This window comes from Mesobacillus sp. (assembly GCF_057785455.1).
This window is the reverse complement of the sequence record NZ_JBYNSB010000061.1, coordinates 112441-126131: the sequence shown is the minus strand read 5'-3', so window position 1 is coordinate 126131 and position 13691 is coordinate 112441. Positions and strand designations below refer to the sequence as shown.

At 43.5% G+C, this 13691-nt stretch carries 8 protein-coding genes; 6 read left to right on the top strand and 2 right to left on the bottom strand.

Annotation, left to right across the window (positions count from 1 at the left end):
* Nucleotides 1-213: 213 nt before the first annotated feature.
* A complete protein-coding gene (locus tag AC3EBE_RS22840; RefSeq protein ID WP_488597330.1) occupies nucleotides 214-1389 on the bottom strand; it encodes a glycosyltransferase family 4 protein in 1176 nt (391 codons plus the stop codon).
* Between the two features lie 142 nt (nucleotides 1390-1531).
* On the bottom strand, nucleotides 1532-2641 hold the full coding sequence (gene csaB / locus AC3EBE_RS22835; protein WP_488597329.1) for a polysaccharide pyruvyl transferase CsaB: 1110 nt from the start codon (nucleotides 2639-2641) through the stop codon (nucleotides 1532-1534).
* 273 nt (nucleotides 2642-2914) lie between these two features.
* On the opposite strand from csaB, the gene AC3EBE_RS22830 reads away from it, so the two are divergent.
* From AC3EBE_RS22830 to AC3EBE_RS22805, 6 genes are all read left to right on the top strand, one after another.
* Nucleotides 2915-4192, top strand: coding sequence for a nucleotide sugar dehydrogenase (locus AC3EBE_RS22830; RefSeq protein ID WP_488597328.1), 1278 nt, complete (start codon nucleotides 2915-2917; stop codon nucleotides 4190-4192).
* A gap of 18 nt (nucleotides 4193-4210) precedes the next feature.
* On the top strand, nucleotides 4211-4924 hold the full coding sequence (locus AC3EBE_RS22825; protein ID WP_488597327.1) for a WecB/TagA/CpsF family glycosyltransferase: 714 nt from the start codon (nucleotides 4211-4213) through the stop codon (nucleotides 4922-4924).
* 410 nt (nucleotides 4925-5334) lie between these two features.
* The gene (locus tag AC3EBE_RS22820) at nucleotides 5335-6822 is read left to right on the top strand and encodes an O-antigen ligase family protein (protein ID WP_488597326.1); all 1488 of its coding nucleotides are present in this window, start codon (nucleotides 5335-5337) and stop codon (nucleotides 6820-6822) included.
* Nucleotides 6800-7888: a glycosyltransferase family 4 protein gene (locus AC3EBE_RS22815; RefSeq protein WP_488597325.1), complete on the top strand. Its 1089-nt coding sequence runs from the start codon at nucleotides 6800-6802 to the stop codon at nucleotides 7886-7888. Before AC3EBE_RS22820 ends, AC3EBE_RS22815 begins: the two co-directional genes overlap by 23 nt.
* 556 nt (nucleotides 7889-8444) lie before the next feature.
* Entirely contained in the window at nucleotides 8445-10835 is a 2391-nt protein-coding gene (locus AC3EBE_RS22810) for an S-layer homology domain-containing protein (RefSeq protein WP_488597324.1), read from the top strand.
* Between the two features lie 351 nt (nucleotides 10836-11186).
* On the top strand, nucleotides 11187-13577 hold the full coding sequence (locus AC3EBE_RS22805; RefSeq protein WP_488597323.1) for a 5'-nucleotidase C-terminal domain-containing protein: 2391 nt from the start codon (nucleotides 11187-11189) through the stop codon (nucleotides 13575-13577).
* Nucleotides 13578-13691 lie beyond the last annotated feature (114 nt).

Here is a 13691-nt window from a genome sequence, read left to right as displayed (position 1 = left end):
TCGTTTCAGTCACTTTCTATAAAAGAATTTTCACACGAAAAACAGCCTAAACAAAAGTAAGGCGAAACAAATGCCCCGCCTTACTAAATTCCATCTCTATCATAGCAGTCCCAAACTGGAGAGACTACAGCAAATCGATTTGCACCGCGGTCAACTGACCTTGAAGCAAATCGATCTGCGAACCCAACCCACTGAGACCACTATCCAAAAATCCTACTTACGCCCCAAAGCGCTTAAATAAATCTCTTCATACTTCGCAGCAGCTGCAAGGTGGGAGTACTCTTCCTCAATCTTCTTGCGTGCCTTTGCCGCAAACTCTTCGCCTTTTTCAGGATTCTTTAAATAGAAGATAATCGCTTCAGCCAGCTCCTGAACATTTTTCTCTTCAACAAGCAAGCCATCTTCCTTATCCACGATGATTTCCTTCAAGCCGCCGACAGCACATGCAACTAGCGGAGACCCGGAACCCATCGCTTCAAGCGCAGAAATCGAAGTCGCTTCTTCAACACCCGCAGAGTGGACACTCGGCACAAGCGCGACATCAGCCAGCGCATAATAATCCTTAACCTTGTCATGAGCGACAGCCCCAAGCAAATCAACCTTGCTCTCAAGCCCATTTTCGGCAACAATCTTCTTGATTTCAGACAACGCTTCGCCGCTTCCTGCATAGATTAACCTTGTGTTTGGAAATTCCTTCAGCACAGCAGGCATCGCAAGCGCCGGATAAATGACACCGTTCTTCTTCGTCAAACGGCGCGGCACGAACAATACATTTTCATCACGAGAAACGCCATACTTATCACGTAGCGCATTTTTCTTGTCCTTGTCAGGCTTGAAGCTGTGGATGTCGATGAAGTTGCGGATCGCGATTCCGTCGACACCGGACACTTCCTTCACATACTCCTTCAAGCGCTGGTCAACAGTGACGACTTTGCGCGTTTTCTGGTATGCCTGGATTTCAATCTCCTGCATTTCCTGAGCTTCAGCACTGCCTTCATCAATCGAGCCTTTGCTGACAGATTCGAACGCCATGTATCCATGAACCGTCGAAACAACAGGAATCCCAGTTTCAAGCGCGGCAAGAGTAGTGAAAGGATCCTGAGCGTTAATGACATCATAATTTTTATGTTTGTTCTTTAAAATAAGAGCCTTCAGCAGTCTCTTACGGGCATAGTGGCTCCAAAGGATGCCGCGGCCCTTTTTCACTTTATTGATCACAAAGCTAGGACCCTGCGCGTACACCTTGCGGACAACAGGCGCCACATCAGTGAACGAAAGGACATCAACCTCATGTCCACGCTCCTCAAGTCCAGCCTTCAATGTCGCAACATGAGTCGAAAGACCGCCAGCATGCGGATAATCATAAGCGGTAGCAATAAGAATCTTCATAATTGCACCTCCTGGGTTAGTTTAAATTGCACAGGGAAGGTTCTTGTGCTTGTTTTGTGAGGGGAAATCAATCAATAGAACCTTCCCCCTGCTCACTCAATGGCAAATCAATCAGCAGAACCGTCCCTCTGCGCACATCACTTTACTTAACAAATTTTTCTTTCATCAAATCAACATTACGTACTGCTTCAACGCGCATTTCTTCTGCGTTTGCCTTTACAACCTGGCTGTACTTTTCACGGTTGTCCAATAATTCCAAACCATTCCGAGTAAGCTCTTCAATGTTCATTTCTTCAAGGACGGCTGAGTACGGCCACATGCCGCTGCGCTTCAGCAGGCTTTCGACCTTTTTGTCATAGCTTAACCCAATATGCGGCACGCCTGTCAGCGTGGAGAAAATTAATGCGTGCAATCTCATGCCGATCGTGATCTGGCATTCGCCGATAAAGTTCAGGTATTGGTTCGGCGTGAAGTTCGTTCCAAGGATAATGCATTTGTCAGCGTGCTTCATATGCTGCATGACATCCTTGCTCGCCTTGTCGTCGTGATGGCCTTCCATCGGCACGAACACCGGCGTGATCCCGCGCGCTTCGATCCAATGATCAAGGATCTCAGCGATCTGCTCAAACTGCTTTACTTTTTCAAACCAAGGACGGACAGAAACGGCGACAAGATTGTCCTTGCGCTCAAGCTGAAGGCTGTCCATCGCAGCTGTATCCTTTTTCGGGTGGAAAGCAAACACGATATCAGATGTCACAACCGTTTCCGGACGCGTAACACCAAGCTTATGCAGCAAGTCCTTCGAGAACTGGTCACGGACAGTAACAAAGTCCGCCATATTGGCAAAAACTTTCATTAGTATCTTGCCCCATGTGGAGTTGACCGGCCCGATCCCCTGTGAAAAGAACATGACCTTCGTTCCGACAAGCTTCGCTAAAAAGACAATCAACAAATAGTACGGCAGGGGCCCGAAAATAAAGCGGGTCGGATATGTATCCTGCAGCAATCCGCCGCCGCCAGAGATCAGCAGGTCCGCTTCCTTCAAAGCCTTGACCTTTCCTTTAAAATCATGGCGCCAGCCGCGGTAGACTGTTTTTACATTATGTTCCTTTGCCGTTTGCTCCGGTGATAAAGAGAAAACGGTAATTTCTGGCTGGTCTAAATGCTCGCGCAAGTTATCGACAATAGATTCCAATATGGCTTCGTCACCAGTATTCCCGAGGCCATAAAATCCTGAGATGACAATTTTCAAAGAAGTTGCTCCTCCTTAATATAGAAAGTAGTGCGTTGGTAAAACATAATCTCAATAAGAAAAAACGCTGTGCAAAAAAAGAAGGTGCCCAAACAAAATCCAAGCACCGCAAAGCTAAACAATATTCTAACATTATAACGGAAAGCATTCAATGTTCAAGGGTGCAAGGTTTGACAAGATTTGATATACTATGTTAGAAATTGAAACTAGATTGATCAGATAATCACATATAAAAAGCATTCATAACTGCCTTAAAAAGAGAGGTCCTTATTAATGAAAAAGATTTGTGTCATTGGATTAGGTTATATCGGACTGCCAACCGCTGCGATCTTTGCGAGAGCCGGCTACGATATCGTCGGCGTCGATGTCAGCGAGCGCGTTGTCAATTCTTTAAATGAAGGTAAAATCACAATAGAAGAAGTCGGCCTTCCTGAGCTCGTCAAAGAAGTTGTCGAAAAAGGAAAGCTCCGCGCTTCATTAACACCGGAAGAAGCAGATGTATTCATCATCGCAGTTCCGACACCGATCCACCATGACTATACAGCAAACGTTGACTACGTCATCAGCGCAACGAAATCAATCGTTCCTTTTGTAAAAAAAGGCGATGTAGTCATCGTAGAATCAACAATCCCGCCGCGCACAATGGATGACGTGGTAGCGCCAATCCTGTCTGAAGCAGGCTTTGACGTCCAGAATGACGTATATCTTGCACACTGCCCAGAGCGCGTGCTTCCAGGCCGCATCCTGATCGAGCTGATCGAAAACACTCGTATCGTCGGCGGAACAACTCCTGTTGCTGCGAAAAAAGCGGCAGACGTATATCGCGCAGTCGTGACTGGCGATGTCATTGAAACGGAAGCTGTTACAGCTGAAATGTCTAAACTTATGGAAAACACATTCCGTGATGTGAACATTGCCCTTGCGAACGAATTGGCTAAAATCAGTGCAAAGCTTGGCGTTAATGCTCACAGCGTAATCGAGCTTGCCAACAAGCACCCGCGTGTCAACATCCACCAGCCTGGACCAGGCGTAGGCGGACACTGCCTGGCAGTTGACCCTTACTTCATTGTTGAAAAAGCACGCAATGAATCGGTCCTGATCAAGCTGTCACGTGACATCAACAATTCAATGCCTGAATTCGTCGTTGAAAAGGTTGAAGAATTAACTGTTCAGATTGAAAAGCCAAAAGTAGCAGTATTCGGCTTAACATATAAAGGAAACATCGATGACGTGCGTGAAAGCCCGGCAATCGAAATCTACGAAATGCTGGCGAAGAACCCGCGTTTCGAAACAGTGGCGCATGATCCGCACGTACAGCAGGATCAGGTCCAGTTCCCGCTTCTTTCATTAGAAGATGCACTGGCTGACGCTCACGTTGTTGTCGTTCTCGCTGACCACAATGAGTTCAAAACACTGGACAGCCAGCTGGTCGCGAACCAAATGAAGTCACCAGTCGTTTTTGATACAAAAAACTGCACAAATCTTGATAGCGATTTTGTCACAGTCTACAAAATCGGCGATCTGTCAGGACTGAAACCAATTCAGCTCTAAGAGGGTTTGATACTTGCTATGGAAAAAGAAAATTATTTAGGCGTCGACGTATCGCCTTTGGATTATGAAGGAATCATTGCAGACCTGCGCGCACGAATGAATGCAGGCCTGCAATCCACAATTATTGCGGTTAACCCTGAAAAGGTCATGGCCGCTGAAAAAAATGAAGAGCTGCGCCAGCTCATCAACTCATCGACCTATCAAATCCCAGACGGAGTAGGGATTTTGCTCGCTTCGAAAATGAAGGGTGGCAAAATCGCCTCACGGGTAACTGGCGTCGATATGATGGACAGGCTCATCCGCTTTGCTGCTGAGGAAAACCACAAAGTCTTCCTTTATGGTGCAAAAGAGGAAGTCGTCACCATGGCGAAGCAAAAGCTCGAAGAAAAATATCCTGGTCTAAACATTTCCGGCTACGAAAACGGGTATGAAAAGGACAACGATAAAATCATCAATAAAATCAATGCCTCAGGCGCCGAATTGCTGTTCGTCGCAATGGGCAGCCCAAAGCAGGAGCTGTGGATCCGAGAAAACATGGGCAAACTGAACGTCAAGGTATTCCAAGGGGTCGGCGGCAGTTTCGACGTCTTCTCAGGAAAAGTCCAGCGCGCACCACTATTCTTCCGCAAGCTCGGAATCGAATGGCTTTACCGCCTGTCAAAAGAGCCAAAGCGCTTCAAACGCCAGCTCGCATTGCCAAAATTCTTATTAAGAATCCTTGGCTCTAAATAATATAGTAGAAAAAGAACCAAAATAAGGCTTGAACTAACAATTCAAGCCTTTTAAAATGCCATTAAGAAGAGGCTCTTTTATTGCCTAATTGTTGAATTTTAAACTTTGATGATTGTAGTGGAAGGCGCGCAGACCCCTTCGGGATTTAGCGGGCAGGTGAGACCCCGGAAGAAATGTTCCGAAAAGAAGGGATCATTTTTCCCCGCAGGAGCGAAGCGACGAGGAGGCTCACCGCACGCCCCGAGGAAAGCGAAGCGCCTGGAACGGAAATCATCAGACTACTTTAACAGAGATAAAGAAAAAATTGTAAATTCTTGTCACCAACAGGCATTTACATCCGTCTAATATTTTGTAAATTCTGCACTTATACCATCTTTGTCGATTAAGCATGTGAAGAAAGGAATTGTCGAATGAACTCGTTAACCTGGAGAGATTTCCCGTTTATTTTCATCGCCCTGCCGGTTCTCGCGGTCGCATTATTGTTCCCCAGCACCATCACCGGTCTCGGGGCATCCGCCTTATTAGCTTTATACGCTTTTGCATCTCCGAAAAATGGCCTATTAATGCTATTGCTCTATTTCCCAACCCGGCCGTTTTTAATACAAATTAATCCATCACTCAAAATGGCAGGCGATCTGATCATCCTTGCTGCATTCGCACGTATTGCATTCGATACAATCCGCAGCGGCAACTTCAAAAGCCTGTTCAAGTTCCAGATTTTCGAATGGGCATTTTTCGGCTTCCTTGCAGTCGGAGCGATCTCTGCTTACATTACAGGCGTCGCGCCTAGCGTCATCGTTTTCCAAATCCGCGCATTCGTGATCACGTATATCGTTTACTACGTTGTAAAACGCCTGGATATCACAAAGGAAGATATCCTGAAGTTCCTTTGGACAACCTTCATTATGGCAATCGTATTGAGCCTGCATGGCCTTGTGGAAAAAATGTCACTGCGCTCATATCTGATGCCGGAAAAATGGGTCCAGCGCTCATTGTCGCCAAATAACCGTGTCCGCATCTATGGGCTGATTGACAATCCAAACGTGCTTGCGGTCTATCTTTCATTAGCACTCATGCTGACGATTTATTTAAAACAGTTCATTACCGCTGCTAAAACGAAGCTTGTCCTTAACATCGGCATGATCTTGATGCTGGGGATCATTACGCTGACATACTCCCGCGGAACATGGATCGGCTTCATCATCGCGCTAGCCGTTTACCTTGCTGTTTCAAGAAACTGGAGACGTACCGGCAATATTTTTGTGGCCGCCGTACTTTCCATTATCTTGATTAACATTCCAGTGACACAGGCAACAAATTATTTCAAAAACGCTGGGGTTGGAGAAGACATCCCGCGTAATGTTACAACAGACAGCACAGAAGGTGATAATCAGCCATCAGATGAACAGAAACGTCTAGAAACAACATTCGAAATGTCGACGGTTGAGCTAAGCAAAACAACTGGCCGCCTGTTCATCGTCAACAAAGGATTGGAAATTTTCAGGGATCATCCGGTTATCGGCACAGGCTTCGCGACCTTCGGCGATTCAGCCGCAAAGGGCAATGGCTCACCAATTTATGAGGAATATGATATTAACTTTAATATCTATTCAGATAACCAGTACATCCAGATCATCGCCCAAACAGGTGCGGTCGGCGTCATCCTGTTCGCCATCTTCCTGTTAGGAATGCTTTTCTTCCTCTGGAAAAAAAGAAAAGACACCAGGCTGGCTGTTCCATTGCTCGCTGTCCTGATCGGCATCTATGTGGTCGGCGTCCTCTACAACATCTGGGAAGACAAAACATTCACAACTTATTTCTTTATGATGCTCGCAGTCATCGCGCACGGCATCAATAATAAAGGGTGGGGAAAAAATGAAAGTCCTTCATCTAATTAGCGGCGGAGAAACAGGTGGTTCAAAAAACCACCTGCTTTCTTTATTAACACATATGAAAGAAACAGAAGTCCTGCTGGGAGTTTTCCAGGAAGGCAAGCTTTCTGAAGAAGCAAGACATTTGGGGATACCGGTCATAATGTTCGGTCAATCCTCCCGCTACGATTTTTCCGTCATCAGTAAAATAAAGCAGACCATTAAAGAAAATAATATTTCCATTGTCCACACTCACGGACCGCGAGCCAATCTGTTTACATACATCGTCCGTCAGACAACCCCGTTCAAATGGATCAGCACCATCCACAGTGATCCGTCCCAGGATTTCATCAAAGGCGGGATCAAGGGCAAAATCTTTACGACGATCAATATGACGGTCATTAAAAAGATTAATCATTTTTTTGCTGTCTCTGAACGGTTCAAGCAGATGCTTGTAGGATTTGGGCTTAAGGCTGAAAAAATCACCACCGTATATAACGGGATTTCATTCTACGAACAGCTGGAGTGCAAGCTTTCACGGAAAGACCTGCAGCTTAATGAGGATGATTTCGTCATTTCCATGGTTGCAAGGCTGCATCCAATCAAAGGCCACACCGTTGTCTTCGACGCGCTAAAAAAAGTCATAACAACAAATCCTAAAGTTAAATTGCTTTTAATCGGCGATGGTCCGGAAAGGGAAGAGCTAGAGGAAGGGGTGCAATCCAAAGGATTATCACAGCACGTCCATTTCCTGGGCTTCCAGCAGGATGTCCATTCCTATCTGTGCATTTCTGATGTAAAATTGCTCGCTTCCTATAGTGAAAGCTTTCCATTAGTAATCCTGGAGGCTGCCCGTGCGCATACTCCGGTCATTTCCACAGATGTTGGCGGTGTGAAGGACCTCATTTCAGATCCTTCTCTCGGCTGGGTTGTCCCAATTAAAGATGCGGAAGCCATCGCAACAGCAATAACAGAAGCAATCAATCATCCAAATCTGCAGGAGCTCGGTAAGAACCTTTACCAAAAAGCCTCCAGACTCTATTCGGTCGATCAGCTGGCAAAAAGCACTGAAGAAACTTACAAAAAAATTTAGCATACACACAAAGTTTGCGTCATAGTTATATCTTTGTGGGCCAAAAACATGTAGGTAACCCTGCATGTTTTTTGTTTGGAAAAAAATTATCAAAACATGTGAAACTTTTATCCTGCCCAATCCGTCTAGAATTATTGGAAACAATTACTATGTATATTTAGCAATATTCTTCCATGGTAAAACTTCCAATATTCAAATAATAGTAGTATAATTTAACTTGTGTTGTGGCTGGTAAATAGCTCAAAAACAGGGGTATTCTACTATTTATCTAGCAGTAAATTGTTTTATAGGGAGAAATTTGTAAAAAAAGGTTGAAATATCAACCAAGTTTGGTAGAATAGTGTACATGTATAGTAAAACTATTTTTTTCTGCCCTTTTTCAGCATCATAGAGTTTCGGATTTTCCGTAATACATATAAAGTGAAAAACGGCTCTAAGAACATAGAAGGACAGAGGAAATAGACTATAAAACTATTACAACACGTTTTAAATCCGGATCTTACCAGTCCGGAGGCACCATGAACAATTTATTTACAAAACAGGGAGGAAACACAAAATGGCATACCAACCAAAATCTTACCGCAAATTTGTGGCGACTGCTGCTACTGCAACTCTAGTTGCATCTGCAATCGCTCCAGTTGCAGGCGCTGCATCTAACTTCACGGATGTTGCTCCAAAGTACAAAGAAGCAGTAGACTACCTTGTAGCTAACAACATCACTCAAGGTGCTACAGCTACTACATTCGGAACTCACGAAAACATCAAGCGTGGAGATCTAGCAATCTGGCTTGCAAAAGCTCTTAAGCTAGACACTGCTTCTGCACCAGCTTCTGGTTTCGCAGACACTAAAGGCACTCGCTATGACGGGGCTGTATCTGTACTTAAAGCTAAAGGAATCGTTTCTGGTAAGTCAGAAACTTCTTACGAGCCATCTGCATACGTAACTCGTGGCGAAATGGCAATCATGCTTTCAAGAGCATATGACCTAACTTCTACAACTTCTGCTCCATTCTCTGACATGGGAGCATATGCACCATATATCAACGGACTTTACGAGTATGACATCACTACTGGTAAAACTCCTTCAACTTTCGGAACTGCACTTAACATCACTCGTGGCGACCTTGCAATCTTCTTGAAGCGCGCTGCTGAAGTTGTTAAGACTGCAGAAGTTAAGAGCGTAACTCCTCTTAACGCTAAAGAAGTTCAAGTAGTATTCACACAGGCTGTTGACAAGACAGAAGCTGAAACTGAAGCTAACTACTCAATCAATGGCACTAACCCAACTGAAGCGAAACTTTCTGCTGATGGCAAGACTGTTACTTTAACATTTGCTACTACTGAAATTAAAGATGCTGTCTTAGTTGTTGAACCACTTAAGACTGTTAAAGACGCTAAAGTTAAAACATTAAAGTACTCTGCTGTATATTCTTACGAAGATACTGCTCGTCCAGCTGTTTCTTCAGTAACTTATGACAACTACTACACTGCAAAGATCTGGTTCAACGAGCCAATGAAATCAGCAGGTAATGTTGTAATCGGTGATTCTAATGCAACTTACAGCTTCAACGCTGGCGACAAGTTCATCACTGTTGATCTTTCACATGCTGATGTTGCAAAAGACAAGAACATCGCTGTTACAATCGTAGGTGCTACTGATTACTCTGATAACCTAGTATCTCCAAACCCTGTTGTGGTTAACGTTACAAAAACAAAATCTGACACTGTTAAGCCAGAAGTCAGCAGCGTTGATGTACAAGATACTAAGCGTTTCTCTGTTAAATTCACTGAAGCACTAGCTGCTAACCCTACAATCACTATCAATGGATCTGATGTATCTGCATTCGGCGGAGTAATTACACAAGATTCAACTGATAAGTCTAAGTACAACGTTGCTTTAACTACAGCTGTAACTGGTGTTAAGACTGTTGCTGTTGCTGCTGGTTACAAAGATATCAGCGGTAACGAAGGTGCTGCATTCTCTAAATTAGTAGAATTCAAAGCTGACACTACTGCACCAGCATATGCTAGCCACGAAGTTAAGACAATCAGCGGCAAGCAATACCTTGTTGTTACTTTCAATGAAGAAGTATCTCACGTTGCAGGTAAAACTGTTAGCGGTACTTACGTTGATGGAAACCAAGTAACTCACACTGTATCTGATCTTGGAACAGTAACTGCTCACGATGTAAACAACGATGGCAAGAACGAAGCTGTAAAAGTTGAATTGACTGGAAACAGCGCTGGTTCTTACTCTGTAACTCTTCCATCTGCTTTCGTTGAAGATCTTGCTGGTAACGATTCAGCAGCTAAAGCTGTTACTTTCACATTAGGAAGCGCTTCTGATGCTGATAAGCCAGGCGTATCTTCAGTTGATGTAGCACCAGGAAAAGTAACTGTGAAATTCAGTGAAAATGTTTCTGCAGCTACTGCTCTAAACCTTGCTAACTACAAAGTTGAAGGCGAAAGCATCTTCACATCTGCAATCTTCAAAGGCGACCAGAAGACTGTAGAACTAACAGTTAGAGATGGTTCTATCACAGTTGACGGAACTCGTACAGTTTGGGTTGGCAACGTACAAGACGTAAATGGCAACACTATGGATGCATTCAGCGTTCAGAAGTCATTCGTTGAAAACGTAAAACCAACAATCACTTCTGCTAGATTAACTGCTGCTGACACAGTAACAGTATCTTTCTCAGAAGCAATGACTGAAGCAAACCTTGAAGATGGTACAGCTGACTTCAAAGTAAAAGTTGATGGCACTGACAATGCAGTAACTGCTGTAACTTACAATGCTGGTAACAACACAGCAACTGTTAAGTTCACAACTGCTGTTGCTGACCTAAGCAAGCCAGTTGTTCTAGAAGTACTTTCTGGAAACAACGTTACAGATGCAAAAGGTAACGCGCTTGCAACTACTGGTACTGTAGCTGTAACTCAATAATCTAATTAGAAAAAGAGGATTGGCCGATGGCTGATCCTCTTTTTTTATGTATTTTGTATTGAAGATAATTACTAGCTTAATAACTTTTCATCATTAAATGCTTATAAATGGTTAAATTATACTACTATGTAAATATATAAAAGGTTTTGTCGTAACAATGTAAAATTAATTGTCTATTACGTAAAAAATTGAAGAACTATAGTGAAAGTTTTGCAGTTTTTGATATAATAAGAGTTGGGTCAAAATTACTATGATTCTAACAATTTATTGATTTGGTAATTTTGAACGAATTTAAAAATCTCAGTTTAAAGGTTTTTAAGTTCTCCACCAAAATTAAGGGAGGATTGGTTAATGGTGTCAAAGCATAAGTCTTACCGTAAGTTTATTGCAACCGCTGCTACAGCGACAATGGTTACGGCAGTTGTTGCTCCGGCTATTTCTGCTGCAGGTTTTACAGATGTTACAGAAAGATATTCTGATTCTGTTGATTTTCTTTTATCAAAAGGTGCAAAGGGAATCAGTGATTCTTACTTTGGTGTAAATCAAGAAATCAAGCGTGTCGATGCAGCGATCCTTACTGCTATGGTTTTAGGATTGGATATCGAAAGCGCACCTGCTTCTGGCTTTACAGATGTACCTGCTCGCGGAGTAAAAGCAGTTAATGCTCTTAAAGCTGCAGGAATTACTTCTGGTAAAACAAAAACGACTTTTGATTCAAACAGCTCAATTACTCGCGGCGAACTAGCTATCTGGCTACAAAAAGGCTTCGGGCTAACAGGCGGAGCTGATCTTTCCTTTAAAGATGTAACAAAAAATTATGAAGCAGCAGTACAAGCTCTAGTAGCTAATAATGTTGCTAAAGGCATGTCGTCTGAACAGTTTGGAGTAAACCTTAACGTTAAACGCGGCGATTTTGCTATCTTCTTACATAAATCGTCAAAAGCAGCAGGCGCACCGCCAGTTGTGACACCACCTCCGGTTACTCCGCCAGTAACACCTCCTGGAAATGGCGAACCTAACCAAAACTTTAAATTATCATTAATGCATACAAATGATACACACGCGAACTTGGATAACATTGCAAAAACTGTAACAGCTGTTAAACAAGTGAGAGCTACAAACCCGAATGCCTTATTACTGAGTGCAGGGGATGTATTCTCAGGAACACTTTACTTCAATGAGTTCAATGGTCTGGCAGATTTAGAATTCATGAACTTAATGAAATACGATGCCATGACTTTCGGTAACCACGAGTTCGATAAAGGTACAGCAACGCTTGATGCTTTTGTTGAAAAAGCAAAATTCCCATTTGTAAGCGCTAACGTAGATTTCTCAGCTGACGCAAACTTAAATGACGATTTCAAAGACGTTGTTTCTACAACTGCTGGTACGAATGGAGAAATCTATAACGGTATCGTAAAAGTTGTGAATGGCGAAAAAGTCGGGATCTTTGGTTTGACTACTGCTGAAACTCTGTATATCTCAAGCCCAGGAGAAGGCGTTAAATTCGAAGATTATATTGCAGCAGCAAAAAATGCTGTTGAGGCTTTCAAAGCGGCAGGCGTTAATAAAATCGTTGCACTATCCCACCTTGGTTACATGGACGGCGGCGGAGATAACGACGTTACTTTAGCAAAAGAAGTAGATGGGATTGACGTAATCGTCGGTGGCCACTCTCATGATAAATTGACTGCTCCTGTTATTGACAACACTGGCGCTGAGGCAACTGTTATCGTTCAAGCAAATGAATACAACAAATTCCTGGGAACATTAGATGTAGAGTTCGATAAGGATGGCAAGGTTGTAGGACACTTAGGAAAACTTATTGATGTTGCTACAATGGCTGAAGATGCTGAAGCAAAAACTCTTCTAGCTCCTTATAAGGCTAAAGTTGAAGAAACGAAAAACCTGGTAGTTGGTAAAACTACTGTTGATCTAGTTGGTGGAAACCCAGCTGCTAGAACGGCAGAAACAAACCTTGGAAATGCTATTGCTGATGGTATGCTGGCAAAAGCGAAAACGATCACCCCTGATACAGTAATCGCATTGCAAAATGGCGGTGGCGTACGTACTTCAGTACCTGCTGGAAATATCACTTTAGGACAAGTACAGACAGTAATGCCATTCGCAAATGCATTGGCCATCATGGAAATCACAGGTGCAGAACTTGAAGCTGCTCTAGAACATGCTGTATCAATTGCGCCAGCGGCAAACGGCGCATTCCTGCAAGTTGCTGGAATGAAATACACTTATGACAGCAGAAAAGCAGCTGGTGACCGTGTTGTATCTGTTGAAGTAAAAGGCACTGATGGAAATTACACAGCTCTAGAGGCTGACAAGAAATATTTCGTAGCAACAAACATCTTCACAGCTAAAGGTGGAGATAACTTCTCAATGTTTGCGAAGGCATATGCAGAAGGCCGTGTAAGTGAGCCTGGCTTTGTTGACTGGGAAGTATTTAAAGAATACCTTGATGCACAGCCGAACGATACAATCAGCCCAGCTGTAGAAGGCCGTATCATCGATGTTGCAACAATGCCTGCTCCTCCAGTAGTCGTTGACGCAGCTGATTTCAGCGGTACTGCAGCAACTCCAAAAGTATATGAAGGAGATGTACTAGTAGATGTTACTGGTGCAACAAAACTTGAGTATGCAACTGTAAAAGGCGACCTATACCTTAAAGGTGGCTCTGTCGACCTAACAACTGTAACAGTTGAAGGCAACACAATCCTAGAAGACTAATTAAAAATAGCCTCTGGCAAGCAACACGCTGGAGGCTATCTCTATCATCTTTTTTAATGTCAGACTTTCGACCTGTCGAAAAAGACAGGAATCGATATTCAACCTTAAACAAAA

Coding starts and splice junctions, on each gene's coding strand:
- AC3EBE_RS22840 (WP_488597330.1), bottom strand. CDS start 1,389: ATGAAGATTCTTATTGCTACCGCTTATGATTATCCGCATGCTGGCGGT.
- AC3EBE_RS22830 (WP_488597328.1), top strand. CDS start 2,915: ATGAAAAAGATTTGTGTCATTGGATTAGGTTATATCGGACTGCCAACC.
- AC3EBE_RS22825 (WP_488597327.1), top strand. CDS start 4,211: ATGGAAAAAGAAAATTATTTAGGCGTCGACGTATCGCCTTTGGATTAT.
- AC3EBE_RS22820 (WP_488597326.1), top strand. CDS start 5,335: ATGAACTCGTTAACCTGGAGAGATTTCCCGTTTATTTTCATCGCCCTG.
- AC3EBE_RS22815 (WP_488597325.1), top strand. CDS start 6,800: ATGAAAGTCCTTCATCTAATTAGCGGCGGAGAAACAGGTGGTTCAAAA.
- AC3EBE_RS22810 (WP_488597324.1), top strand. CDS start 8,445: ATGGCATACCAACCAAAATCTTACCGCAAATTTGTGGCGACTGCTGCT.
- AC3EBE_RS22805 (WP_488597323.1), top strand. CDS start 11,187: ATGGTGTCAAAGCATAAGTCTTACCGTAAGTTTATTGCAACCGCTGCT.